Origin of the sequence: Flavisolibacter tropicus (genome assembly GCF_001644645.1) — a bacterium.
GTDB classification, from domain to species: Bacteria; Bacteroidota; Bacteroidia; order Chitinophagales; family Chitinophagaceae; genus Flavisolibacter; species Flavisolibacter tropicus.
The window spans coordinates 2,516,052-2,541,791 of record NZ_CP011390.1 but is presented as its reverse complement, the minus strand read 5'-3'; the positions used below and the strand labels follow the sequence as shown (position 1 = coordinate 2,541,791).

Annotated in this window: 23 protein-coding genes; 22 read left to right on the top strand and 1 reads right to left on the bottom strand. The window is 41.7% G+C overall.

Features of this window, described 5'->3' with window-relative positions; all coding sequences use genetic code 11:
* Positions 1–53: 53 nt before the first annotated feature.
* The 15 genes from SY85_RS10645 (at position 54) to SY85_RS10575 (ending at position 17,702) form a co-directional block, all read left to right on the top strand.
* Entirely contained in the window at positions 54–1,067 is a 1,014-nt protein-coding gene (locus SY85_RS10645) for a nitrous oxide reductase accessory protein NosL (protein ID WP_226999062.1), read from the top strand.
* Entirely contained in the window at positions 1,068–2,300 is a 1,233-nt protein-coding gene (locus SY85_RS10640; RefSeq protein WP_066404314.1) for a nitrous oxide reductase family maturation protein NosD, read from the top strand.
* A complete protein-coding gene (locus tag SY85_RS10635) occupies positions 2,297–3,046 on the top strand; it encodes an ABC transporter ATP-binding protein (RefSeq protein WP_066404312.1) in 750 nt (249 codons plus the stop codon). The genes SY85_RS10640 and SY85_RS10635 overlap by 4 nt, the downstream gene beginning before the upstream one ends.
* Positions 3,046–3,816: an ABC transporter permease subunit gene (locus SY85_RS10630; RefSeq protein ID WP_066404310.1), complete on the top strand. Its 771-nt coding sequence runs from the start codon at positions 3,046–3,048 to the stop codon at positions 3,814–3,816. Before SY85_RS10635 ends, SY85_RS10630 begins: the two co-directional genes overlap by 1 nt.
* Before the next feature lie 86 nt (positions 3,817–3,902).
* A complete protein-coding gene (locus SY85_RS25445; RefSeq protein ID WP_335583202.1) occupies positions 3,903–4,274 on the top strand; it encodes a DUF6660 family protein in 372 nt (123 codons plus the stop codon).
* 79 nt (positions 4,275–4,353) lie between these two features.
* On the top strand, positions 4,354–8,679 hold the full coding sequence (locus SY85_RS10625; RefSeq protein ID WP_066404308.1) for a CusA/CzcA family heavy metal efflux RND transporter: 4,326 nt from the start codon (positions 4,354–4,356) through the stop codon (positions 8,677–8,679).
* Between the two features lie 5 nt (positions 8,680–8,684).
* Positions 8,685–9,938, top strand: a complete 1,254-nt coding sequence (locus tag SY85_RS10620) for an efflux RND transporter periplasmic adaptor subunit (RefSeq protein ID WP_066404306.1) — start codon at positions 8,685–8,687, stop codon at positions 9,936–9,938.
* 293 nt (positions 9,939–10,231) lie between these two features.
* Positions 10,232–12,733, top strand: coding sequence for a heavy metal translocating P-type ATPase (locus SY85_RS10615; protein ID WP_066404305.1), 2,502 nt, complete (start codon positions 10,232–10,234; stop codon positions 12,731–12,733).
* A 200-nt stretch (positions 12,734–12,933) separates the two neighbouring features.
* Complete coding sequence (locus SY85_RS10610) at positions 12,934–13,497, top strand: hypothetical protein (protein ID WP_066404304.1); 564 nt, start codon at positions 12,934–12,936, stop codon at positions 13,495–13,497.
* Between the two features lie 285 nt (positions 13,498–13,782).
* A complete protein-coding gene (locus SY85_RS10605; RefSeq protein WP_066404303.1) occupies positions 13,783–14,112 on the top strand; it encodes an ArsR/SmtB family transcription factor in 330 nt (109 codons plus the stop codon).
* Between the two features lie 55 nt (positions 14,113–14,167).
* The gene (locus SY85_RS10600) at positions 14,168–15,016 is read left to right on the top strand and encodes an arsenite methyltransferase (protein WP_066404301.1); all 849 of its coding nucleotides are present in this window, start codon (positions 14,168–14,170) and stop codon (positions 15,014–15,016) included.
* Positions 15,017–15,268: 252 nt separating this feature from the next.
* Positions 15,269–15,709 carry an arsenic resistance N-acetyltransferase ArsN2 gene (gene arsN2, locus SY85_RS10590; RefSeq protein ID WP_066404298.1) on the top strand — a complete coding sequence of 147 codons (441 nt, stop codon included), beginning with the start codon at positions 15,269–15,271 and terminating at the stop codon, positions 15,707–15,709.
* On the top strand, positions 15,702–16,367 hold the full coding sequence (locus SY85_RS10585; protein ID WP_066404297.1) for an MIP family channel protein: 666 nt from the start codon (positions 15,702–15,704) through the stop codon (positions 16,365–16,367). Before arsN2 ends, SY85_RS10585 begins: the two co-directional genes overlap by 8 nt.
* Positions 16,364–16,777, top strand: a complete 414-nt coding sequence (locus tag SY85_RS10580) for an arsenate reductase ArsC (RefSeq protein WP_066404293.1) — start codon at positions 16,364–16,366, stop codon at positions 16,775–16,777. Before SY85_RS10585 ends, SY85_RS10580 begins: the two co-directional genes overlap by 4 nt.
* A gap of 292 nt (positions 16,778–17,069) precedes the next feature.
* Positions 17,070–17,702, top strand: coding sequence for a hypothetical protein (locus SY85_RS10575; RefSeq protein WP_066404291.1), 633 nt, complete (start codon positions 17,070–17,072; stop codon positions 17,700–17,702).
* 96 nt (positions 17,703–17,798) lie between these two features.
* Here the strand turns inward: SY85_RS10575 and SY85_RS10570 are convergent, their stop codons facing one another.
* Positions 17,799–18,242, bottom strand: a complete 444-nt coding sequence (locus SY85_RS10570; RefSeq protein WP_066404287.1) for an RrF2 family transcriptional regulator — start codon at positions 18,240–18,242, stop codon at positions 17,799–17,801.
* A 164-nt stretch (positions 18,243–18,406) separates the two neighbouring features.
* Between SY85_RS10570 and SY85_RS10565 the strand changes: the two genes are divergently transcribed.
* From SY85_RS10565 to SY85_RS10535, 7 genes are all read left to right on the top strand, one after another.
* Entirely contained in the window at positions 18,407–18,883 is a 477-nt protein-coding gene (locus SY85_RS10565; RefSeq protein WP_066404285.1) for a c-type cytochrome, read from the top strand.
* Positions 18,884–18,918: 35 nt separating this feature from the next.
* Positions 18,919–20,940: a Sec-dependent nitrous-oxide reductase gene (gene nosZ, locus SY85_RS10560; protein WP_066404283.1), complete on the top strand. Its 2,022-nt coding sequence runs from the start codon at positions 18,919–18,921 to the stop codon at positions 20,938–20,940.
* 52 nt (positions 20,941–20,992) lie between these two features.
* A complete protein-coding gene (locus tag SY85_RS10555; RefSeq protein WP_066404281.1) occupies positions 20,993–21,553 on the top strand; it encodes a fasciclin domain-containing protein in 561 nt (186 codons plus the stop codon).
* A gap of 244 nt (positions 21,554–21,797) precedes the next feature.
* Positions 21,798–22,829 carry a nitrous oxide reductase accessory protein NosL gene (locus tag SY85_RS10550; protein ID WP_066404278.1) on the top strand — a complete coding sequence of 344 codons (1,032 nt, stop codon included), beginning with the start codon at positions 21,798–21,800 and terminating at the stop codon, positions 22,827–22,829.
* On the top strand, positions 22,826–24,058 hold the full coding sequence (locus SY85_RS10545) for a nitrous oxide reductase family maturation protein NosD (RefSeq protein WP_066404277.1): 1,233 nt from the start codon (positions 22,826–22,828) through the stop codon (positions 24,056–24,058). The genes SY85_RS10550 and SY85_RS10545 overlap by 4 nt, the downstream gene beginning before the upstream one ends.
* Positions 24,055–24,798, top strand: coding sequence for an ABC transporter ATP-binding protein (locus SY85_RS10540; protein ID WP_066404276.1), 744 nt, complete (start codon positions 24,055–24,057; stop codon positions 24,796–24,798). The genes SY85_RS10545 and SY85_RS10540 overlap by 4 nt, the downstream gene beginning before the upstream one ends.
* A gap of 140 nt (positions 24,799–24,938) precedes the next feature.
* A complete protein-coding gene (locus tag SY85_RS10535; protein ID WP_066404275.1) occupies positions 24,939–25,706 on the top strand; it encodes an ABC transporter permease subunit in 768 nt (255 codons plus the stop codon).
* Positions 25,707–25,740: the final 34 nt, after the last annotated feature.

The window sequence follows — 25,740 nt, the reverse complement described above, 5'->3', positions numbered from 1 at the left end:
ATGACCAGTCTCGTTTAATTAAGCGAGATTGGTCTTAAACTTTATAAATAACGGTGAGTATCACTTCCAGAATCATCGTTGCAATTGCAGCGCTTAGCCTGATTGCAACTTATTTTCTTCCTTTTTGGTTCATTCATCTGATTGCACCACAGTATCCAGAAGGGTTAACCATGGAGATCTGGCTAAATAAATTATCAGGGCAGGTGGAGATCATTAACGGGTTGAATCATTATATAGGCATGGCAAAAGTTAATGAAGACATGTTTCCTGAATTGAATTACTTGGTTTATATAATAGGCGCCTATATTTTGTTGGGGTTGATAGTAGCCTTGGTGGGCAAACGCAAGCTGTTGCTGGCCTATCTGGTCTTGACGGTAATTGGTGGAGTCGCTGCCATGGTAGATATGTACCAGTGGGGGTATAAGTATGGCCACAACCTGGATCCCACAGCTCCTATCCAAGTGCCTGGCCTTTCGTATCAACCACCGCTGGTGGGACATAAAAAATTACTCAACTTTGATGCGTATTCCTATCCCGATACAGGCGGATGGGTATTGGTCAGTGCAGTAGTTGTCTTCTTCATTGTTTGGTTGGTAGAGCAACGCCGCGCCAGGAAAATAATACCCAAAAAAACAGCTTGGGCTACGCCTTTGACGATACTGTCAGTATTCTTATTTCAAGGATGTTCGGTAGAACCTGAAAAGATTGCCTATGGTAAAGATCAGTGCAATGAATGCCGCATGACGATTATGGATCCAAAGTTTGGATCTGAGGTGGTTACCAAAAAAGGGAAGGTGTACAAATTTGATGATGCACATTGCATTGTTCAATTCCTGAAGGCGGGAAATGAAAAGAGGGAGAATATAGCTCAAATTGTATTTATGGATTACCAGGATCAAGGCCGTTTTTTGAACAGCAACAAAGTATGGTTTATCAAAAGCGCACAATTAAAAAGTCCTATGAATGGAAATGCTGCTGCTTTTGCGGATAAGAAAACAGCAGAAACCCAAGCCGTTACCCTGAAGGGAGATATTCTAAACTGGGAGCATCTTTATAACACACTTTAATTGAAAAGGTTACTCATCATATGGCTATTGTGTAGCAGCTTCTTTGCCTATGCCGGCATCATACATGTGGGTACAGCATCTGGCGTGCGTACCTTAAAACAGGCCATCCAGTTGGCGAAGGATGGCGATAGTATTTACCTGCATAAGGGGCTTTATAAAGAAGGCCATCTGGTGTTAACCAAATCTATCAGCATCATTGGTATTGATCAACCTGTACTGGATGGTGAAGGTAAATATGAAATACTAACAGTAAGTGGCCATGACATAACTATACGGGGCATTCATTTTAGCAATGCCGGCTATTCCAGTCTGTATGATTATGCCGCCTTGAAAGTTATTGATGCCCAGCACGTGATTGTAGAAAATAATACGGTAACCAACGCCTACTTCGCTATCCATTTCGATAATAGTTCCTATTGTGTCATTCGCAACAATGCCATTAAGAGTAAGTACACAACAGAGCAAAGCAGCGGAAATGGTATTCATTTATGGAAGTGTGATAATATGGTGGTGAAAAGCAATCATATACAGCAACACCGGGATGGAATTTATTTTGAGTTTGTTACCAACTCGGTTATTCAAAACAATGTGAGTGAGCTGAACATACGGTATGGATTACACTTTATGTTCTCCAATAATGACGTTTATATTAATAATACGTTTAGAGATAATGGTGCAGGCGTTGCTGTCATGTATTCCAAAAAGGTGGAAATGTATAAGAATCGTTATGAACATAACTGGGGTGCCAGTGCCTATGGTATTTTACTGAAAGAGATTTCCGATGGCTATATTATTCAGAATGTTTTTGATGAGAACTCTATTGCCATTCATATGGAGGGCACTAATCGCATAGAAGTGTCAAAGAATAGTTTTCGGAACAATGGCTGGGCCTTGCGCGTACAGGCCAGTTGTAATGACAATACGTTTCAGTGGAACAATTTTACAGGTAACACCTTTGATGTGGCCACCAATGGCAATTCTGTACTCAATCATTTTCATCATAACTTCTGGGATAAATACGAAGGGTATGATCTGGATAAAGATGGTATAGGAGATGTGCCTTATCATCCTATCAGCATGTATTCGATGGTGATTGAGCACAATCCTATTGCTGTTATGCTCTTACGCAGTTTTATTGTCAGTCTTTTAGACCGGGCAGAGAAAGCCATACCCAGCCTTACACCAGAAACATTTTTAGATGATAAGCCCCTTATGAAACCTTACCGGCCATGATTGAAATAAAAAACATCAATAAACGATTTAAAAAGCAGTGGGCGCTGAATGCTATTACGGCTTCTTTTCAGAAGGGACAGGTGGTCTCGCTGATTGGGCCTAATGGTAGCGGGAAAACCACCTTGCTCAAATCGATCCTGGGGCTGGTGCGGCCTGACAGTGGTTCTATTTATTTCCAGGGCCAATTGATAGACAGATCAGTGGCCTATCGAAAACAAATAGGTTACATGCCACAGATAGGTCGCTACCCCGATAATATGAAAATAGGCCAGTTGTTTGATATGATTCGCTCCATTCGCAAAGATCATCCTAAGTCGGACAATGAATTGTATGCCGGTTTTGGATTGGATGGTATGGCTGATAAAACCATGCGATCATTGTCAGGTGGAACCCGTCAGAAAGTAAGTGCTACTCTCGCTTTTTTGTTTGATCCGGATGTGTTTATCCTTGATGAACCAACCGCTGGTTTAGATCCTCTTTCTTCCGAAATTTTAAAAGAGAAGATCTTACAGGAAAAGGAAAAAGGTAAACTGGTGCTTATTACCTCACATGTATTAAGCGATCTTGAAGATCTTACCACAGACGTCATGTATTTGCATGAAGGAAAGATCTTAGTACATAAACCTTTTGCGGAATTACAAGATATAACAGGAGAGGAGAAGCTAAGCAAAGTGATTGCTCATTTAATGAAGCACAGTTTGTCTTTACAGGAAAATACCTTGTCTACTATACCAACGAACAAATAATGGTTCTAAAAATATCAAAATACGTATTGTACGATGTGTTGCGCAGTAAAGTAGCTATAGCCTATACCCTCTTCTTGTTTTTAGTATCCTTTAGCCTGTTTCAAATGGAGGAAAATGCGGGCAAGGCTATACTTAGTTTGTTGACGATTGTTTTGATTGTAGTGCCGCTGGTGAGCCTGGTATTTTCTACTATTCAATGGTATAATTCTTATGAGTTTATTGAGCTCATGCTTACACAGCCCATCAATCGGCGTGTGGTACTTTTAAGCGAGTATATAGGAATAGCTTTTTCGCTGGGTGTGGCCTTCCTGATAGGAGTAGGGGTGCCCGTGCTGATGTATCATTTTGATGCTATAGGTATTGCCTTACTGGCAGTAGGACTGTTGCTGACATTGGTATTTACCTCTATTGCTTTCCTGGCTTCTGTAAAGTCAAGAGATAAAGCGCGGGGTATTGGCGCTGCGTTGTTATTATGGTTCTATTTTGCCATCATCTACGATGGTTTGGTGTTGCTGCTCTTGTTTACATTCACCGATTACCCGCTGGAGAAAGCTGCGCTTGTATTATCATCGCTAAACCCTATAGATCTGGGACGGATCTTTTTGATGTTACAGCTCGATGTAAGCGCCCTGATGGGGTATACGGGTGCTACGTATAAAGATTTCTTTGGCTCTGGTTTCGGGATGCTGTATACATTGGGTGTTTTGCTTGTATGGATGATGATTCCCTTGTGGCTTGCTTTACGGAGTTTTAAACGAAAAGATATTTAGTGCTAACTAATTAGATTCCGTATGACTTTATTTTATTAATGTCATTTATCGTCAATCGTATCTTATTACATAACTGACTTTGCAACATGGCAACAGTTTTTACTTTGGACTGCAATCTGTCTGTTTGTAACTTTGCGGCGTTGAAAAGAGTCTTGGCATTCATATTATCCTTGATCATTCTGTCCCAAAGTTTTTTGGCATGCAGAGATACTGCTATGCATAAAGACGATGGAGTAGCTAAATATGAGTTGCTAACAGCCTCCGACCATCAAAATAGTGCAGCAGATGCTTGCCCTCCTTTTTGCCAATGTAATTGTTGCGCTGGTTTCACGATCAATCACACAATAGAGGCTTGTACTGAGCCCACTATTGAACATACTTCCATCATCTATGGCGATTTGACGGAGCCGTTGCTTAGTCTATCGCGTCCTATCTGGGAGCCACCCCAGTTATCATAACCTTTTGATTTTTTAATTGATGCGCTTAGGCTGATAGCCTGACGTGTGTCTATTCATTCACGTAGAGAAAGGTTATATAATGTTAGATAAGATTATCCAATTCAGTATTAAAAACAAATTTGTAATAGGGGTGATGACCATTGCCCTTATTGTTTGGGGCGTTTGGAGCGCCAACCGTATCCCTATAGATGCATTACCTGATGTAACCAATAATCAGGTTCAGGTAATGACAACTGCTCCTACGCTTGCCGCTCAGGAAGTGGAGCAGTTTATCACATTTCCTATTGAAAAGGCCATGGCCAACTTGCCCGATCTGGTAGAAATGCGGTCATTCTCCCGTTTTGGCCTAAGTGTCGTCACATTGGTATTTAAGGAAGATGTCAATATTTATTTTGCGCGGCAATTAATTTCTGAGCGCCTTAAAGATGCAGAAAGTCAAATCCCATCCGGCATGGGTATTCCCGAGCTAGCACCGGTTACCACTGGGTTGGGCGAGATTTATCAATACACTATCCATCCTAAAAAGGGTAGTGAATCCAAATATTCGGCCATGGACTTGCGTACACTGCAGGATTGGATCGTAGCGAGGCAGCTTTATGGTATTCCTGGAGTAGCTGAAGTAACTGGGTTTGGCGGTATTTCAAAGCAATATGAAGTAGCGATCAACCCGGAACAGCTAAAAGCAATGAACGTTACTATCCCTGAGATTTTTGAAGCGTTGCGTCTCAATAATGAAAATACAGGGGGAGCCTACATCGATAAAAAGCCCAATGCTTATTTTATCCGTGGGGTTGGTATGGTTACTTCCATCACCGATATAGAAAACATTCTGATAAAGCGTCAGCCGAACGGAATACCCGTAACCATCCGGGACATTGCTAAAGTACAGTTTGGTTCACCACCTCGTTATGGTGCCATGACATATAATGGTGAAAAAGAAGTAGTAGGTGGAATCGTATTGATGTTAAAAGGTGCCAATAGTGCCCAGGTGGTTGAGCGGGTAAAAGAGCGAATGAAAACGGTAAAGGCTTCTCTGCCTTCAGATATTATTATTGAACCTTTTTTAGACCGCAGTAATCTGATCAAGCGGGCTATTAATACCGTGAAAACCAACTTAGTTGAAGGGGCCTTGATCGTCATTTTTGTATTGGTACTATTCTTAGGAAACCTGCGCGCAGGACTTATTGTTGCATCGGCAATTCCATTGTCGTTACTTTTTGCGTTGGGGATGATGAATGTCTTTGGTGTTTCAGCCAACCTTATGAGTTTGGGCGCTATTGACTTCGGGCTCATTGTTGATGGTGCTGTTATCATTGTGGAAGCCACATTGCATCACCTGGCGTTACGTAAAAGCCCTTTAAAGCTGACCCAACAGGAAATGGACACAGAAGTCTATGAATCAGCTTCCAAGATTAGAAAGAGTGCAGCCTTTGGGGAGATCATTATTTTAATTGTATATATACCAATCCTAACCTTAATTGGAGTTGAAGGAAAAATGTTCCGTCCTATGGCACAAACGGTTGGATTTGCCATTCTGGGAGCACTTATTCTTTCGCTTACTTATATTCCCATGATTTCGGCCCTTTTTCTGCCGAAAGTTGGGCAGCAGAAAAAAACATTTGCCGACAGGATGATGGCCTTTTTCCAAAAGCTATACGCTCCTGTGCTTGATTGGGCCATCCGATTTAAATACGCCGTTGTTGCCAGTGCTTTTGCCTTGCTTGTGTTAGCCGTTTTGCTATTCAATCGTATGGGCGGTGAGTTTATTCCTACGTTGGAAGAAGGGGATTTTGCCATTGAGTTTGTGTTGCCGCAGGGTGCATCGATATCTCAGACTACGGAAACCGTTTTGCAAGCAGAGCGGATGTTAAAACGATATCCGGAAGTAAAAATGGTGATTGGTAAAACAGGAAGTGCCGATGTGGCTACTGACCCAATGCCACCAGAAGCATCGGATCTAATGGTCATACTCAAGGATAAAAAAGAGTGGCGCACAACAAAAGACTTTTATGCTTTAGGAGACAGTATGCGCGAAACGCTATCGCAGATCCCGGGCGTTATTGCAGAACCCAGTCAACCTATACAAATGCGCTTTAATGAGCTTATGTCAGGTATTCGTCAAGATGTAGCTGTAAAGATCTTTGGTGAAAACCTGGATACGCTTCTTTACTATGGAGAGAAAGTAGCAGCTGCTATTAGGCCCATAGAGGGAATAACACAACCACAAGTAGAACGAATTAGCGGACTGCCGCAAATTACTGTACAGTATGATCGGCGACGTATGGCCGGTTATGGGTTAAATGTTGCCGATGTTAACCAGGTAATCACTACTGCGTTTGCAGGTGGCAAAGCAGGTGTGGTGTATGAAAACGAACGCAAATTCGATTTGGTGGTTCGGTTGGACAGTGCCTACCGCAATTCCATTGAAGATGTAAGCAATCTATATGTTCCAACTGCAGATGGCAATCAAGTACCACTTTCCCAAGTGGCTACCATAGCGTATCAAACCGGTCCTGCTCAAATTAGTCGTGAAGATGGGCGCCGCCGAATTGTGGTTAGCTTTAATGTAAACGGAAGAGATGTAGAAAGTGTAGTAAAGGAAGTGCAAAAGACCTTAAATCAAAAGGTGAAACTAACTTCTGGTTATTATTATAGCTATGGAGGTACTTTTGAAAACCTGCAACAGGCATCGGCGCGGTTGCGCATAGCTGTTCCTGCGGCACTACTACTTATTTTTGTACTTCTATATTTTACGTTTCATTCTGTTAAACAGGCAGCCCTCATTTTCTCCGCTATTCCCATGTCTGCCATAGGAGGTGTATTGGCGCTGTTATTAAGAGGGATGCCGTTTAGTATTTCTGCGGGCGTTGGCTTTATTGCCTTATTCGGGGTCGCTGTTCTCAATGGTATTGTACTGATCGGTCAGTTCAACGCTTTAGCTAGTGAAGGAGTCACAGATGTAATTGAGCGTATTAAACAAGGAACACGAATCCGATTACGACCTGTTTTGATGACAGCTACGGTAGCTTCATTGGGTTTCTTGCCAATGGCACTTTCCAATAGTGCTGGGGCTGAAGTGCAAAAGCCATTGGCCACAGTAGTAATTGGCGGCTTGATCACAGCTACACTTCTTACCTTAATCGTAATTCCTGTGCTTTACCTTCTTTTTTCTGGCAATAAAAAGCGCCCCGATCGTGTCTTTCCCAAAGTAATAGCAGTTGTAGCATTGTTGCTGGTAACGTCTGTTTCATTTGCCCAAACTGGTGCGGTTCGTGCTTCTTTCTTAGCCGTATACGACACGGCTTTGCAAAACAATTTACAGCTGCAAGCTTCTGATCTGCAGATACAGCAGGCGCAAACTTTAAAACATAGCTGGCTGGATCTTCCAAAAACCGGTGTTTTTGTAGAAAACGAAGACTTAAGTCCGGAAGACTCGAAGGGCATTTTAAAAATTGGCTTGTCGCAAAGTGTAGAGTGGCCCACCGTATATAAAGCCCGACGCAACCTGCTGGAGCAACAGGTAAAATCAGTTGAGCTTTCCCGTCAGTTACGTGCATTAGAAATTAAAAGGGATGTGCAAACTGCTTATTACACGCTTTGGTATTTACAAAGTAAGCAACAGTTGTGGCAGCGATTGGATAGCATTTACCGCTCGCTGGCGGCAGCTGCCCGGCTTAAAGTAAAAACGGGAGAAAGCGCAGGTCTGGATAGCATTGCCGCCATTGTGCGTTCCCGTGAGATTGCCGTACAGCTTAGTGTGTTGCAACACGATATGGCTACGCAACAAGAACTGTTAAAACGTTACACTAATACTGCTACCTTGTTTTTACCTGAAGCCAAACTGCTGGAAAAAGTGTCACTTAGCTTACTGGCAGATACCTTGGGCAACCACCCCTCGGTTCAGGTACAACGGCAAAATGTAGCTATAGCTTCAGCGGAACTCTATGCACAGCGACAAGCTGGTAAGCCTAGTTTCGATGGCCGTTTCTATTCGCAACGGCTCTATGGTATTGACAATCCCTATTCTGGTTTTTCTGTTTCAGTCGGTATTCCCTTGTTTGGAAGGGCCGCCTATAAAAACAGGGTTAGGGCGGCTGAACTTCAGCGGGATTATCAAAACGCTGTTACTGGTTATGAATTGGCTAACCTGCAAAGCACCTATCAGCAGGCATTTCAGCAACTACAAAAAGAACAGGAGTTATTACGCTTTTATGAATCAACCGGGTTAAACCAGGCAGAAGCGATCATCAAAGCAGCCAACATTGCTTACCGTGCGGGGGAAAGCAGTTTTGCCGATCTGCAGCAGTTTGTTACCCAGGCCATAGAGATGCAGCGGGCCTATCTGGATGCCCTGCACCAGTACAACCAATCCGCTATTCAATTGAATTATTATTTAAACAAGTAAACGTAATGAAACGAATTTTCATCTTCATAGCCATTATTAGTTCATTTGCTTCCTGCAGTAATAAGTCTACCGCAAATGTAGATGCGAAAGGAGAGATTACGCAAGAGGCTGGGTTGGAAGAAAGTCATAACGAGAGTGAGGGTACGACTGTTTCCCTTACCGAGGTGCAAATGCAAACCGCTGCTATTGAGTTAGGAACTATTGAGCTAAAGAACTTAAAAACTTCTATTAAAGCTAATGGTAACCTTACCGTGCCAAATCAAAACAAGGCCTTGGTGACTTCCATAAATAGTGGGGTGTTGAAAACCTTACTCATCCAGCCTGGCAATTATGTACGGCAAGGACAGGTAATTGCCACTATTGTGAACCCGGATGCAGCCCGACTGCAGCAGGAATTGCAAACCACCAATGCCCAGTTGAATTTGGCTCAAATTGAGTTGAATAGGCAAAAAGAGCTTGTTGAAGGTAATGCGGCACCCCTTAAAAACGTACAGCGTGTACAAACGGAGATAGTAACACTAAGGGCTACGCGCAATGCCCTGCAAAAGCAGTTGAGCGCTATGGGCATTTCTGTAGCCAGTGTCAGCAAGGGCAATATTGTAACCACTATCGCCATTACTGCGCCCATAAGTGGTACTGTGAGTACGGTGTCTGCACAGATTGGTTCACCAGTTGACGCAAGTTCACCTATTGCCGAAATTGTCAACAACTCCCAACTGCATTTAGATCTCTTTGTGTATGAAAAAGACTTGCACAAACTACATGCAGGGCAAACGATCCATTTTACCCTAACCAATGGTCCCGGCAAAGAGTATGATGCAAGAATCTATTCTATAGGGACCGCTTTTGTGGGTGAAACAAAGACCATTCCGATACATGCTGTAGTAATGGGCAACAAAGAGGGATTGATAGAAGGTATGAATATTACCGCGTTGATCAGTATTGGAACCGCGGTAGTGCCTGCTGTTCCCAGTGATGCCATTGTAAGCTACCAAGGACAGGATTACCTATTTGTGTTGACCAGTAAAAAGCAGGCGGCACATAGCGGAGAAAGCAAGGAGGAAGGTGGTAAGAAAAATGCAGAGAAGGATGAAGCGGGGATGAGTTTTGAGAGAGTGCAAGTAATAAAAGGTATTTCTGACATTGGTTATACAGAGGTAACACTGATAAAGGATCTTCCGCCTCATAGCAAGATCATTACCAAGGGCGCATTTTTTGCCAATGCTAAAATGACCAATACCGGCGAACACGAAGATTAAATAACAGGTTATGGAAAAGGTGGCTTTTACAAAGAAGTATCAGATGAAATGTTCGAATACGAGCATAGAGTCAGGCAGATTATATTCCCTTTCCTTTAACAGTAATCAAAAGTCATTCTATGTATATTTATAGACAAATATCAAAGCAAAATGAACAGACTGAATTGTTGGAAATGCGTCGTGTTATTGGCATCATTTTTTGCATTAACGCAATCTTTTTTATAGTTAACTATTCCTATAACTTTTGTAAATGCGAGGCCGAAGGCTTCGCATTTTTTTTTTAATTCTTCATTATGGAAAAGACAAGAATAAATCTGGATATACTACTTCCTGAAGTTCCAAATGAAAGAGACGAATGTGTTGCCAGGATCATCAACATGCTTCAATACAAAAGAGGTATTGATAAAGTGCATGTTATTCCTGAGGACGGCGATCGGAAAGCACAACTTTGTTTTCATTACGATCCATCCGTAGCATCGATTAGTAAAGTGGAGGAGTTAGCAAAAAAGGCAGGTGCAGAAATGACAGAACAATATGGTCATTTGCTGATTGAAACAGCAGGCGTTCGTCATCCTAGGCATGCCAGAATTATAGAAGCGCAATTAAGAAGTCAAAAAGGGATACAAAATGTATCCGTTTCCGGCACTGGGTTTATACAAATAGAGTTTAATAAAGAACTTACCTCTGAAGACACTATTATACAGCAAGCCCAGGAAACAGGGCTGGAGGTAAAGAGTATTGAAGATTTCCATGCTCGCAAAGAAGGATCAACGCATGATAGCGCAGATCACAAGCATGAACACACGCATGGTGAACACGATCATGATCACGACCATGCAACAGGTGAACATGGCCATGCACACGGTGGAATATTCGGGGAAAAAACAGAGTTGATCTTTGCCATCATTTGCGGAGCCTTGTTAGGAATTGGCTTTGGGCTATCATTTATCAAAGGCTTGTCGCCTTATGTTTCCATTGGCTTTTATGTAGGAGCCTATTTCTTTGGAGGCTTTTACACTACCAAAGAAGCCATTGCCGGTATCAGCAAAGGAGAATTTGAGATCGATTTTTTGATGCTTGTTGCCGCTATTGGTGCCGCCCTATTAGGACAATGGGCTGAAGGAGCTTTATTACTTTTCCTGTTTAGTCTTGGGCATTCATTAGAGCACTATGCCATGGAGAAGGCAAGAAAGTCTATTGCAGCCTTAGCTGCGTTAGCTCCCAAAACAGCTTTACTTAAAACAGGCAATGATATAAAAGAAGTACAGATTGATGCACTAAAAAAAGGAGATGTTATTGTTGTAAAGCCAAATTCCAAAATTGCAGCCGATGGTATTGTTGTAAAAGGGAATAGTAGTGTCAATCAAGCGCCCATTACCGGCGAAAGTGTGCCGGTAGATAAAACGCCAATTGCCGATGCAACGATCAATTTGGAGAATGCAGATAAGCTAGATGCTAAATACAGAGTGTTTGCCGGTTCTATAAATGGTGGGGAAAATCTAGAAGTTAAGGTAACCAAAATAGCTGCTGATAGCACCATAGCAAGATTGGTGAAATTGGTAAATGAGGCACAAACACAAAAGTCGACCACACAAAATTTTGCGGATAAACTGGAAAAGTATTATGTGCCTGCAGTGCTCTTTTTAGTTTTCCTTTTATTATTTGCTTTCTTAGTAATCGATGAACCTTTTAGTGCCAGTTTTTACAGGGCTATGGCTGTATTGGTGGCAGCCAGTCCTTGTGCGTTGGCTATATCTACACCCAGCGCAGTGCTGAGTGGTGTAGCCAGGGCTGCCAGGGGTGGTGTATTAGTAAAAGGAGGAAAACCTTTAGAAGAATTAGGTTCACTTACAGCCATTGCCTTTGACAAAACAGGAACGCTGACAGAAGGAAAGCCGAAGCTCACGGGTGTTTATTCACTCAATGGCCTTTCAGAAGAACAGTTGTTGGAAATAGTAATCGCGGTTGAAAAATTAAGCGATCACCCTTTGGCAGCAGCCATTGTAAAGGGCGGCCAGGAGCGATTGAAGAAAGAAGTGCCAGCGGCATCAAATGTTTCCGCCATACAAGGCCGAGGAATTAAAGCAGATTATCAGGGCACAACGATACATGTTGGAAACAAAGAGCTTTTTAAAGAGAAAGGCCGTCAATTACCGGATGACATAAAAGCAAAAGCAGAAGAACTGGAAAAGCATGGAAACACTACGATGCTGGTGCAACAGAATGACCAATTTATTGGTATTGTTACCCTGATGGATGTGGCCAGGGAGGATGCAAAAGAGACACTGGCACAATTGGGAGAAGTAGGGATCCGAAAAATGATAATGCTAACTGGCGATAATCAAAAAGTAGCGGAAGCCATTGCAAAAGAAATTGGTATTACTGATGCCTGGGGCAACCTGCTACCGGAACAAAAAGTGCAATCCATTAAAAAATTGCGAACCAATGAAAAGAGAGTAGCAATGGTAGGGGATGGTGTGAACGATGCTCCAGCCATGGCAAAAAGCACTGTGGGTATTGCTATGGGGGCAGCGGGTAGCGATGTGGCCTTGGAGACTGCCGATATTGCCCTGATGGCGGATAAGCTGGGTAACCTGCCTTTTGCTATTGGCTTAAGTAGAAAGGCACATCGGATCATTCAGCAAAATTTGGTGATCAGTCTGGGTATGGTAGTGATACTGGTACCGCTTACTATTTTAGGTATAGCTGAGATAGGGCCTGCTGTAATAGGGCATGAAGGCTCTACTCTAGTGGTTGTATTTAATGCGCTGCGACTGTTAGCCTATAAGCGTTGAGATGATAATGTATTATTAAATGACGGGCAATTTGGTTTAGGAAATATGGCTGGTTTTCTATTGGTTACTATAAGTAAATGACCTGTTTATGGTAACCAATGCGGTATAGTGACTATTGTATTCGTTTATTTTGGTTGGCCCTATTTGTTAGCAAGGTATAAGAATTGCTTTGCTGTAGTATAAGCATTAAAACGTATCATATGTTAAGTCGGATTCTTACTCAATGGAGCCATTTGAAAAGCAGTTGTGCTATAGCGGTAGCGATAGGATTTATGTATATACAGATGAGTTGTTCGACTGTAAAAGAGGATGCCGTTCTGGACCGTACGGTCGTACCGGAAGTGCAGGCAAATGTTCCAGTAAGTACATCAGAGATCCGGGAGATTGCGTTTCATTCGGTTAAAGGTGAAAAGCGAGATAGCGTCTTGCATCTGCGCGGACAGGTTTTTACTAAAGCGGCAGTTGGCGGCAATGCTCAGATACGGCCCTGCGCCAAGTGTTCCGTTAAACTAAGCAACCCAGCTGATACTTCTTCAAAGGCTAATATGATAACTGAAAGCGATGGCTATTTTGAATTTACGGGTAAAAGTCCGTTTAATACGCTTTCCATAAGTGATACTGGCTATAACCGTGTTGAGATGAGTAATCTGAATTTTGAGCCAGGAGGCTTCAATACGATCAAAGTAATTATAGCAGCCGGGAGCGCAGAAGAACGTTTTCTAGTTACAAAAAATGGTGGTGGGTTTACCTGGACCAAATTGTAAGTAAGAGGTTAATTTATAAAATGATAAATACGTCTTTCACCGGCGCTTATCACTTTCTTGCCTAAGTGCAATACTTGTGTCCTTTTCAGGCGCGAACCTGTTTGAAGCGCTCTTTTAGGTTAAGTACCTTACTTAAGCCTTTCGATTTCTGTTACTCTACAAAGCTTAAGCAATATAACATTGGATAGTAAAGGAATATGATAAGTCCACCTATTGAAAATTCTTTAAAAAAAATGCTTAGTATATTAGGATATTAAATATTAATCGTAATATTGCGATAGAATTATGGGAGCTACAAAAGCATATGAATTCAGTACAACAGAAAACCGATTAGCTAAATATGCTAAAGCGTTGGCTCATCCGGCAAGGATTGCTATTCTAAAGCTATTGGCCAAGAAGGCTACTTGTCAGTGTGGGGACATTGTAGAGGAGCTGCCGCTATCACAAAGCACCGTATCACAGCATTTGAAAGAGTTAAAAGAGGCAGGTCTTATCAAAGGGGAAATAGAGGGAGCCAAGGTTTGCTACTGCATCGATGAGAAAGAATGGAAACAAGCTCAGGCTTGGATCAATAAACTATTTGATACCTACAACGGAGGCAGCAATTGTTGCTGACCTTTTTTTTGCCCTATGCCATCGCAATATTACGATAACCTTTAAATAAAAAACAATGAACACGCATGAACAAGTAAAAGACCTGGTTAGGCAGAAGTATTCAGAGATCGCTTTACAGGACAAGGAAACGAATCAAAGTTCCTGCTGCGGTTCGAGTTGCTGCTCTACCGAAGTGTATAGTATTATGGCTGACGACTATACCCAGTTAGAAGGCTATAACCCCGATGCTGATTTGGGTTTAGGTTGTGGTTTACCCACCCAGTTTGCCAAAATCCAAAAAGGTGATGTGGTGATTGATTTAGGTAGCGGCGCAGGTAATGATGCCTTTATTGCAAGGCATGAAACCGGAGAAACAGGTAAGGTTATTGGAATTGATTTTACGCCGGCTATGATAGAACGGGCAAGAAAAAATGCCGAAGTACGAGGCTTTAACAATGTAGAATTCAGACAGGGTGATATTGAAAGCATGCCGGTGTCGGCCAATACTGCAGATGTCATTGTAAGCAATTGTGTGCTAAACCTGGTACCTAATAAAGATGGGGTTATCAAAGACATCTATCGTGTACTAAAGCCGGGTGGTCATTTCTCTATATCCGATATTGTATTAGAGGGAGAACTGCCAAATGAAATCAAAGAAGCTGCTGAGATGTATGCCGGTTGTGTGGCGGGGGCTATTCAAAAGCAAGTGTATTTGGCGTTAATAGAAACAAACGGCTTTATAAACATCACTATACAAAAGGACAAGCCAATCATTGTCCCGGATGATATATTAGGTCAATACCTGTCCGCGAAACAATTGGCCGCTTTTAAACAATCAGGTACTGGTATTCGCAGCATTACTGTATATGCTGAAAAACCAACTGAAGAAAAACAGGCTTGTTGCGGTACGGATTGCTGTAACTAATAGAAGCTTAACCACATTGCTTAAATAATAAAAGTATAGCCATGAATACAAATAATATTCAGAAGGAAAATGGTCAAACACAATGTTGTATTGACTTTTGCCAAACAATCTACCATATAGACGATCAAGAAGTGGTAAATAAGTATAAGTGCAATCAAGCAGCCTTCTCTGCTTATGATATGTGGAGAATTCGAAGAAGTGCAAGACAGTTTAGTATTAAAACTAACCTTTAACCTAAAATAACTTCAGTTTATGCAAGTAGCCAACGCCATGGAGCAGCACCGCTATGAAATAATTAGTCTTCTACAAGCAAATAAGTTGCCTTCAGAAGATTTGCCGGGTTCGCTTTCCGATTTTTATATAGTAGTTGATGACGATAAAGTAATAGGATTGATTGGAATGGAACGATATGGTCGATCTGGTCTGTTGCGTTCTATGGTGGTTCATCCGGATTACCGCAACCGGCACATTGCCGAAACACTTGTAAGAACCTTAGAAGAACAGGCTACGGCTTCTGGTATTAGTAATATGTACCTTTTAACTGAAACGGCGGATAAGTATTTCAGCAAGAATGGTTATCACGCTATTGCAAGAGAAGAAGTTCCAACTGAAGTTAAAGCTTCATCAGAATTCAGCTATGTTTGCCCTGTTAGTGCAATCGTTATGAAAAAACCACTTGTAGTAAATGAATAAATACATAGCGGAGGTTTTAGGAACATTTGCTCTTGTGTTTTGCGGCACAGGGGCAATTGTCATTAATGAGCAGTCTGGTGGTGTCATTACCCATGTAGGCGTTGCCATTACTTTCGGGTTGATTGTTATGGCCATGATTTATGCCCTGGGTGGTATTTCAGGCGCTCATATGAATCCGGCTGTAACGATTGCATTCACTGTAGCAAAGCGGTTCCCTTTAAAGCAAGTGTTACCCTACATTATTAGTCAAACAGTTGGTGCCATATTGGCAAGTCTTACCTTGAAATATTTATTTCCTTCCAATCAAACTTTAGGTGCCACGTTGCCAGCCGGATCCGCCATCCAATCTTTTGTTTTAGAATTCATACTGACCTTTTTCCTGATGCTAGTAATTATTAACGTAGCAACAGGCAGTAAAGAACAAGGTATGTTTGCTGGGTTGGCCATTGGCTCAACCGTTTTGTTGGAAGCTATGTTTGCCGGTCCTGTAAGCGGCGCAAGTATGAACCCCATTCGAAGTATTGCACCGGCGCTAGTTTCAGGACATACAGAACATCTTTGGGTATACATACTGGCACCCATTTTAGGTGCCTTATTCGCTATCTCAATTTTTAGAGTATTACATTATAAAACACAACTTGATAATCAAAGCAAATGAAAAAGATACTAGTACTCTGTACTGGCAATAGTTGTAGAAGTCAGATTGCAGAAGGTTACTTAAGGCATTTTGCAGGTAATAAAGCAGAAGTGTATAGTGCAGGTGTAGAAACGCACGGTGTCAATCCAAGAGCCATTCAAATTATGCAAGAAGATGGCATTGACATTTCTAAGCATACCTCAAATAATGTAAACGAGTATAAGGGTATTGACTTTGATTTTGTCATTACTGTTTGTGATAATGCGAAAGAAAGATGCCCTTACTTCCCTTCCAATGCAATCAAGTTTCACTATAATTTTCCTGATCCGGCAAAAGCTACGGGAACAGAAGAAGAGATCATGCAGCAATTTAGAAACGTTAGAAATCTGATTAAAATGTATAGCCAGGATTTTGTTGCAACCAATCTGTAAACATTTCTCTTTTTCAACGAGTTTCATTTCTCAGGTTTATGTTGTGGATGTGGGTTCTTCGGTTCAGCAACAGTCGTAAATGCTCTTTTAAGTTAAATTCATTTATTGGTTAACTCGGAGTTCCTTACTGTCGCACAATGGCTATTCAAAGGAGACTAGGCAGAAGAGGCAAGGTAGATGCAGTGAATGTAAGTAGCAATTGCAATTCTCTTTATCTTTCATCCATAAACCAAAACAATAAGAACTGAGTTGGCTACCACACTAGCAAGCTTGTTCTATTAGCAGTTATACAATGAAAAGCTTTAAAAGGGCCATTTGGAGAGTTATTTTAATAGACATTATATTCTCTTATACCCTTGCTGCTTTATCTACTAGAAGTTTTGTTGAACCGTTTTTTGAGCTTGCTTTTTGGTGTTTGCCACTTTTGATTATAGTTCCTGCCTTTTTAATATCCATGCTCATTATTGTCCTTTTCTACAAGGAGGGTAGAGAAGGCAAGACGCAGTTTTATTGCCAATTAGGCGGCCTGTTAATTGCTGTTAGTATCTTCTTTTATGGACAGGTAGGTCAACTAATAAGCCAGCAGCAATCCAATTACATAGCAATAAAAGATATTCCTAAAGAACTTAATAAAGCACTTAAGGTATTAAATAAACATTTTGATAGTACCACAAAAGCCACGGCTCTTTCTTATTGGGTTTTAAACGAAGAGACAGATTCAGCAAAAGGTGATAAGTGGAAGTTTGCTATTTATTTTACTTATTATTTAAATGGCGATTCAAGCAGGGAATATTTTTCTAAATTGATACCTCAGGATAGTAGCTATCTACTCAAGGTTTTTAATGGTAGCCCAGAATTTGATTTTGAGTTAAAACAATTGCGACAAAAAATAGATGAACCATTACAGGGATTTAACGATAGATAAGCTGTTATTGCTCGATAGCTTTTAAAGATGGCTGTCAGGTACAAACAGTCCTTGAGTTAAAAAAAGCTTCTTGTTTGCTCGAGTTACAATACGAACTCAACTCACGGTAGCAATACTTGCCAACAGTCGCTCTTTGTCGTTTGTTAGTAATTCGCCAACGGTCGTTTCTCCAATCATTTCTTTTAACTCCTTAATGGTTGCTTCTACTTTGGCGTGCATAGGGCAGGGGTTTTGCAGATTGCATTCAACAAAACGTAATACACAGGTCTTAAATCCAGCAAGACCATCTGTGATGGCTACAATGGTAAGAACGGGTGTAGAAAGGGTTTTTTCTCGAAGATAAAATCCGCCGGTGGGACCTTTAACTGAGTTTAATATATTTTCTTTGACCAGGCGCTTTAGCACCTTTCCCATAAAATGCTTTGGGGCGCCTACTTTATCGGCTATCTCCTCCAAAGGCACGCGCTGTTTTTCTTCCTGCACAACAGCGATATATAAAATACCGCGCAACGCATAGCTGAATGATTTAGAAAATAGCATGGCTTTCCAGTTTACCGCTCAAATTTATTTCCAGTTATTTCCGACCAACCTGAGCAATGTCATGTTTAGGGTTGACCTCACTCAATGTTAAGGGGTTTTAACAGGAATACTTTTGACTTATTAAAGACATGCAGGTCTTTTTTACAAAACTCTAAAATTTCAGTATGAAAAGAAAATTATTGCTTGCCGCGGCACTTCTTCTAACAGGGTCTGGGCTATTTGTAAGTTGTTCAGACAGCACCAGCTCGGCAGCAAGTGCACCAGCAGGCACAACAGAAACAGCTACTGCTCAAACAGAGGTCCATGGAAATGAAGTAAAGCCAGAAGATGTACAGGTTACTTCTCCTTTAAATGCTGAGTGGGTTTCTGCTGGTAAAGGCATCTATGATATGAAATGCCAGAGCTGTCATAAACTGACAGATGAAAAGCTGGTGGGACCCGGTTGGAAAGACGTAACCAAAAAACGCCAGCCACATTGGATCATGAATATGATCATGAACACGGATATGATGCTGGAAAAAGATCCTGAAGCACAAAAGCTATTAGAGCAATGTTTAGTACGCATGCCTAACCAAAACGTAGCGAAAGAAGATGCCCGCAAAATAGTAGAGTTCATGCGGAGCAACGACGGTGAAAAATAATCGATTCCCATCTCTAAAAACTAATCTCCTATTATATGTCACATTCTTCCACAAAATTTTTAATAAACACAGCTCTTGTGGTGGCTGCGGCAAGTACAATGTACAGCTGTAAGCCTAAAAGTGCAGAAGCTGCTGCCACTGGTGATGCTGCGAAAGCTTATGTAGCTCCTGGTAAGTACGACGAATTTTATAACATAGTGTCTGGTGGTTTTAACGGCCAAATGAGCATCTACGGATTGCCTTCTGGCCGTTTATTTCGCATTATTCCAGTGTTCTCTCAATTTCCAGAAAACGGTTATGGTTTTTCTGAAGAAACAAAACCATTACTGAACACTTCACATGGCTTTGTTCCCTGGGATGATTTGCACCACATTGCCTTATCTACAACCGATGGTCAACACGATGGTCGCTGGGCATTTGGTAATGCCAACAATACGCCACGTATTGCCCGTATCAACCTTTCTACCTTCCGCACAGAGGAAATCATTGAGATCCCAAACAGTGCAGGTAACCACTCCTCACCATTTATTACAGAAAATACCGAGTATGTAGTAGCTGGTACCCGCTTTAGCGTGCCAATGGATAATGGTAATACCGACGTGCCTATTAACACCTATAAAGACAACTTCAAGGGTACAGTGAGCTTTATTGGTATTGATAAAAATACCGGCCACATGAACATTGACTTCCAGCTTTTGCTGCCTGGTATCAACTTTGACCTGGCCCGTGCGGGTAAAGGCAAATCAAAAGACTGGTTCTTCTTTAGCTGCTATAACTCTGAAAAAGCTAATACACTTTTGGAAGTGAATGCTTCTGCTAAAGACAAAGATTTTATCATGGCGGTAAACTGGAAAAAAGCCCAGGAATATGCCCGCGCTGGTAAAGGCAAGAAAGTGCCAGTAAAGTATGCACATAACGTATTGGACGAAAAAACGCATACTGCTACTTCAGAATTTGTTAATGAGGTGCTTATGCTGGATCCTAAAGAGCTGCAGGATGTAGTTTACTTCATGCCTTGTCCAAAATCTCCACACGGTTGCGATACCGATCCTAGTGGTGAATACATTGTAGGTAGTGGTAAACTGGCTGCTGTAATTCCAGTATTCTCATTCGATAAAATTCAAAAAGCTATTGCTGATAAAAACTACGATGGCACTTATGATGGCATACCTGTACTGAAATACGATGCCGTATTGCATGGTGAAGTACAGAAACCAGGTCTTGGACCATTACACACCGAGTTTGATGGAAAAGGAAATGCTTATACTTCATTCTTCGTGTCTTCTGAGATTGTTAAGTGGGATATCAAATCCTTGAAAGTGTTAGATCGCGTACCTACTTACTATTCTATTGGTCACTTGTCTATTCCTGGCGGTCCTACCAAGAAGCCTTGGGGTAAATATGTAGTGGCTTATAACAAGATCACTAAAGATCGTTATCTGCCAACAGGTCCAGAGCTAACACAAAGTGCGCAACTGTTTGATATCAGTGGCGATAAGATGAAGTTGGTATTAGACTTCCCAACTACGGGTGAACCTCACTATGCGGAGTCTATTCCTGCCGAGATCTTAATGAAGAAAAGCCAGAAGATCTATAAGATCGAAGATAACCAGCACCCTTATGTAGCCAAAGGTGAAAGCCAGGCTTCTGTAGAGCGCAAGGGTAACGAAGTACACGTGAAAATGACGGCTATCCGCTCTCACTTTACGCCTGATAATATTGAAGGTATCAAAATGGGTGATGTCGTTTACTTCCACCTAACTAACCAGGAGCAGGATTGGGATGTGCCACACGGCTTTGCAGTGAAAGGCGCCAACAATGCAGAAATACTGGTAATGCCTGGTGAAACACAAACCCTGAAATGGGTACCAGATAGAACCGGTGTATTCCCAATCTACTGTACTGACTTCTGTTCTGCATTGCACCAGGAAATGCAAGGATATGTACGCGTATCTCCTGCAGGTAGCAACGTAGCACTAACCTTTAGTACAGGTAAAAATCTACCTGTTGAAAACACGCCTGCTGGCAACGCCGGTAATGCTACTCCTAAAAAATAAGTAATCACATAGAGCAGCCTTTCCCTAGGGCTGCTCTATTCAAACTATGTATATGAAAAAGATATTCAACCTGTCCATTGCCATTGCTGCCCTATTTCTATATGCATGCAATACTTCAGAGGCAAACAGCACTAAGTCAGAAGAAGCCCCATCTGCAACGGCAGCCGGCCAATCAGCCGTGCAGGATGATGAATCTCAAAAGGATGTAGTGAAAGTAGCTATGGGCTCTAAAGATCATACCACGCTGGTAGCGGCTGTAAAGCAAGCCGAGCTGGTAGATGTATTATCCAACGCGGGCCCTTTTACCGTGTTTGCTCCTACCAATGCAGCTTTTGAAAAAGTGCCAAAAGAAGCATTGGAAAGCCTGATGAAAGACGAGAACAAAGCTAAGCTGCAGGATATTTTGCAGTACCATGTATCTGTTGGTGTTTTCAAGCCGGAAATGCTGCAGGATGGACAGGTAATCAACCAAGCCAATAGCGGAAATATCACCATCTCTAAGAAAGATGGTAAAATAATAGTAAACGGTACAGCCACCATTATCGCATCAATACCAGCTTCTAACGGTATCATTCATGTGATTGATGGTGTATTGCTGCCACCGCAGAAATAATAAAGAAGCTGTTTGAATTAATTATTTGATATTACTTATGGTGTCTTTTGGGCTGCAACTTCGTCGGATTTTTCGCCTTAGGCGTTTGGACTAGGGCTGCAAAATCCTCCTCGTTTCGCTCCAAAATACCCGCATAATCAATTCTGAACAACTAACTCAAACAGCTTCCAGGATAACCTTTTTTCATTGTACGTTGCCAACTTCCGGGACGTCAAGCTCCCGGAAGTTTTTAAAAGTTGTTTTTATGAAAAGAATGAGTCTCACCTCCCGGATCATCATAGCACTGGCCTCCTTGAGCTTAGCTGCTACTTACTTTATTCCAGTTTGGTTTATTTTCTTGCAGGCACCTCAATACCCGGAGGGGCTGACCATGCAGATATGGCTGGATAAGATAACGGGTGAGGTAGACATCATCAATGGCTTGAACCACTATATTGGTATGAAGCATATTAATGCTTCTATGTTTCCAGAGTTCAGCTACCTGGGTTATATAGTTGCAGGCTTTATTGTCTTTGGGCTGATCGTAGCCGCCAGTGGCAAAAGAAAACTGTTATTCTCCTTTTTAATGATCACTGTATTGGCAGCTATTGCTGCACTGGCTGATTTCTATATATGGGGATATGATTACGGCCACAACTTAGATCCTAAAGCTGCTATTCAGGTACCCGGACTTTCTTACCAACCTCCTGTTGTTGGACATAAAAAACTACTCAATTTCGATGCATACTCCTATCCCGATATTGGTGGTTGGATAGTGATTGGTGTTGGTGTCGTATTGTTTATTGTTTGGTTCCTGGAGTGGCGCAAAACAAGAAAATATAAGCTGTCCGCTACGCAGCCTTATGCTACCATTTTGTCTTCAGCTGCTTTATGCATCTTGTTGGTTAGTTGTTCTGCAAAAGCCGAGCCCATTGCCTATGGCAAAGACAATTGCGATGATTGCCGTATGACGATAATGGATCCAAAGTTTGGTGGTGAGATCGTTACTAAAAAGGGGCGCGTGTATAAGTTTGACGATGTGCATTGCCTGGCCAATTTTCTGAGAGATAGTAAGGTGGAAATGAGTAATGTCAGCAGCATACTTTTTACTAATTACAACAATCATGAAGGTTTCTTAGATACAAAAACAGCCGTGTTTGTTGTGGGTAGTGAATTGAAAAGTCCTATGGGCGGTAATGCCGCTGCATTTGACAACAAAGCTGCTGCCGAAAAGAAAGCTGCAGAAATTAATGGAAAAGTGACAGAATGGGCCACCCTTTATAATATTCTAAAGTGAAAAGTATCATTACCATAATTTGTTTGCTGGTGCTGCAAGTAAGTTTTGCAGGTACCATTGTGGTAGGGCCATCTGAAGTGATCAGTTCCTTACGCAAAGCTATTGACAAGGCTAACGATGGTGATACCATACTGTTGCAGAAAGGTGTGTATAAAGAAGGTAACATCGTTATCACAAAATCAATACGCCTTATTGGTGTGGGACAACCTGTGTTGGATGGGGAAAACAAGAATGAGATACTTACTCTTGCAGGAAGTTCAATATTGGTAAAAGGCATCCAGTTTGCCAATGCCGGCTATTCAGCCATGAACGATTACGCCGCTATTAAAATCATTGATGCCAGCCATGTGATTGTAGAGAACAACACTATTACTAACGCTTACTTTGCCATTCACGTAGCGAACACTTCTTACTCCATTATTCGCAATAATACCATCAAGGGGACGCCCAAAACAGAACAAACAACCGGCAATGGAATTCACTTGTGGAAGTGCAACAACATGCTTATCCGCGACAACCATATAGAAGGTCATCGCGACGGCATCTATTTTGAGTTTGTTACGCACTCCATTATTAAAAGCAATCTTAGTACTAAGAACATTCGTTACGGTTTGCACTTCATGTTCTCTCACAACGATACCTATGTGGGTAATACCTTTTTAGATAACGGTGCCGGTGTAGCTGTTATGTACTCACACGATGTACTGATGCTGCAGAATAGCTTTGACAAGAACTGGGGACCGAGTGCCTATGGTATTCTGTTAAAAGAAATTTCAAATAGCCGCATTGTTCAGAATACGTTCCATCAAAATACAGTGGGAATTATGATGGAAGGAACGAGCCGGATAGATGTGCAGATGAACTCCTTTACTGCTAATGGATGGTCTATGAAAGTACAAGCTAGTTGTGACGACAACAGTTTTCATCACAACAACTTCCAGGGCAACACATTTGATGTAGCCACCAATGGAACGATGATGCTGAACCATTTTTACAGTAATTACTGGGATAAATATGAAGGTTATGATTTGAATAAAGATGGGGTGGGAGATGTGTCTTATCACCCGGTGAGCATGTATGCAATGGTGATTGAACAAAACCCCAACTCGTTGGTATTACTACGCAGTTTTATGGTATCACTGCTCGATAAAGCGGAGAAGGCAATTCCTAGTCTGACCCCAGAAAACCTTGTTGATGAAAAACCGTACATGAAACCCTTTCAATTATGATACAGATTACAAACCTCCAAAAGCGTTTCAAAAAACTACAGGCGCTGAATAACATAAATGCCGATTTTAACAAAGGACAAGTGATCTCCCTAATTGGCCCTAATGGCTCTGGCAAGACCACCTTGATAAAATCCATATTAGGACTAGTGAAACCTGATAACGGTAGCATTCTGTTTAACAATACACCGGTTACAGCAGATGTGAAGTACCGTGAGCAGATTGGTTATATGCCTCAGATAGGTCGCTATCCCGACAATATGAAGATTGGGCAGGTGTTTGAAATGATCAAGAATATTCGGGGTAATGCCACCAAGCTGGATGAAGAGCTGTATTACAAGTTTAAGTTAGATACACTGCTGGATAAAAGCATGCGCTCTTTATCTGGAGGTACGCGCCAAAAAGTAAGTGCCGCATTGGCCTTTCTGTTCAATCCTGATGTGCTGATCCTGGACGAGCCAACAGCAGGCCTGGATCCACTGGCTTCAGAGATCCTGAAAGAAAAAGTAATTGCTGAAAAGAAGAAAGGAAAGCTGATACTGATTACTTCTCACATTCTAAGCGACCTGGAGGAACTCACTACCGACATTATGTATCTGCAAGATGGCAGGGTAGTTTTCTTTAAATCCTTGCAGGAACTACAGGAGGATACGGGAGAAGAAAAATTAGGAAAGGCTATAGCTTATGTAATGAAAGAAGGTATGCAGAAGCGAGAAGCGGTTTATTTGAAAATAGCAAACTAATAGGAAATGCGAATTGTGAAATTCGAAAGGCGAAATGAAATTCCAAATCCCAAATTCTATAAGCCCTTTCTCTCCTTGCAGCTCGTAGCTCAAAGTTTACAGCTTCTCTACTCACCATTCACCACTCACAACTCACCACTATGATCAAAATATCCAAATACGTTCTATACGACATACTTCGAAACAAGGTTACTGTGGCGTACACCATCTTTTTGTTGGCAGTATCATTTAGCCTGTTCCAAATGGAAGAGAATTCCAGTAAGGCTATGTTAAGCCTGCTGAATATTGTGCTGATTGTGGTGCCTTTGATCAGCATGGTTTTTTCAACTATACATTGGTACAACTCGTACGAGTTTATTGAGCTGATGCTGACGCAGCCTATTAGCCGGAAGAAAGTATTGTTTAGTGAGTTTGCTGGCGTGAGTACCTCATTACTAACCGCTTTCTTCATTGGTGTGGGCGTGCCGGTGTTGCTGTATTCTTTTAATAGTACCGGATTGGCGTTATTGCTGATTGGCTGCCTGCTGACATTGGTCTTTACCTCTATTGCTTTTTTAACCTCTGTGAAAGCGAAAGACAAAGCCCGGGGTATTGGCTTTGCACTGATGTTGTGGTTCTATTTTGCCTTGATCTATGATGGGTTGGTATTGTTAGTGCTTTTCAGTTTTAGCGATTACCCATTGGAAAAGATTACGTTGTTCTTGTCTTCTTTGAATCCTATTGATTTGGGCCGCATCTTTTTGATGCTGCAAATGGATGTGAGCGCTTTGATGGGATATACTGGTGCTACCTACAAGGAATTCTTTGGAAGTAATTTGGGTGTATTGTATACAATAGGTATTATGCTGATTTGGATTGTAGTGCCTATAATGATAGCAGCTAGGTCATTCAATAAAAAAGACCTTTAATTATAAAGAGGTATGCCACGGTTTTAGGAATCTT

What these genes read in the sequence shown, in the direction of transcription:
- SY85_RS10535 (WP_066404275.1), top strand. Translation starts at nt 24,939, where the DNA reads ATGATCAAAATATCCAAATACGTTCTATACGACATACTTCGAAACAAG.
- SY85_RS10630 (WP_066404310.1), top strand. Translation starts at nt 3,046, where the DNA reads ATGGTTCTAAAAATATCAAAATACGTATTGTACGATGTGTTGCGCAGT.
- SY85_RS10615 (WP_066404305.1), top strand. Translation starts at nt 10,232, where the DNA reads ATGGAAAAGACAAGAATAAATCTGGATATACTACTTCCTGAAGTTCCA.
- SY85_RS10555 (WP_066404281.1), top strand. Translation starts at nt 20,993, where the DNA reads ATGAAAAAGATATTCAACCTGTCCATTGCCATTGCTGCCCTATTTCTA.
- SY85_RS10605 (WP_066404303.1), top strand. Translation starts at nt 13,783, where the DNA reads ATGGGAGCTACAAAAGCATATGAATTCAGTACAACAGAAAACCGATTA.
- arsN2 (WP_066404298.1), top strand. Translation starts at nt 15,269, where the DNA reads ATGCAAGTAGCCAACGCCATGGAGCAGCACCGCTATGAAATAATTAGT.
- SY85_RS10540 (WP_066404276.1), top strand. Translation starts at nt 24,055, where the DNA reads ATGATACAGATTACAAACCTCCAAAAGCGTTTCAAAAAACTACAGGCG.
- SY85_RS10625 (WP_066404308.1), top strand. Translation starts at nt 4,354, where the DNA reads ATGTTAGATAAGATTATCCAATTCAGTATTAAAAACAAATTTGTAATA.
- SY85_RS10610 (WP_066404304.1), top strand. Translation starts at nt 12,934, where the DNA reads ATGTTAAGTCGGATTCTTACTCAATGGAGCCATTTGAAAAGCAGTTGT.
- SY85_RS10580 (WP_066404293.1), top strand. Translation starts at nt 16,364, where the DNA reads ATGAAAAAGATACTAGTACTCTGTACTGGCAATAGTTGTAGAAGTCAG.
- SY85_RS10550 (WP_066404278.1), top strand. Translation starts at nt 21,798, where the DNA reads ATGAAAAGAATGAGTCTCACCTCCCGGATCATCATAGCACTGGCCTCC.
- SY85_RS25445 (WP_335583202.1), top strand. Translation starts at nt 3,903, where the DNA reads ATGGCAACAGTTTTTACTTTGGACTGCAATCTGTCTGTTTGTAACTTT.
- SY85_RS10600 (WP_066404301.1), top strand. Translation starts at nt 14,168, where the DNA reads ATGAACACGCATGAACAAGTAAAAGACCTGGTTAGGCAGAAGTATTCA.
- SY85_RS10620 (WP_066404306.1), top strand. Translation starts at nt 8,685, where the DNA reads ATGAAACGAATTTTCATCTTCATAGCCATTATTAGTTCATTTGCTTCC.
- SY85_RS10585 (WP_066404297.1), top strand. Translation starts at nt 15,702, where the DNA reads ATGAATAAATACATAGCGGAGGTTTTAGGAACATTTGCTCTTGTGTTT.
- nosZ (WP_066404283.1), top strand. Translation starts at nt 18,919, where the DNA reads ATGTCACATTCTTCCACAAAATTTTTAATAAACACAGCTCTTGTGGTG.
- SY85_RS10635 (WP_066404312.1), top strand. Translation starts at nt 2,297, where the DNA reads ATGATTGAAATAAAAAACATCAATAAACGATTTAAAAAGCAGTGGGCG.
- SY85_RS10570 (WP_066404287.1), bottom strand. Translation starts at nt 18,242, where the DNA reads ATGCTATTTTCTAAATCATTCAGCTATGCGTTGCGCGGTATTTTATAT.
- SY85_RS10575 (WP_066404291.1), top strand. Translation starts at nt 17,070, where the DNA reads ATGAAAAGCTTTAAAAGGGCCATTTGGAGAGTTATTTTAATAGACATT.
- SY85_RS10565 (WP_066404285.1), top strand. Translation starts at nt 18,407, where the DNA reads ATGAAAAGAAAATTATTGCTTGCCGCGGCACTTCTTCTAACAGGGTCT.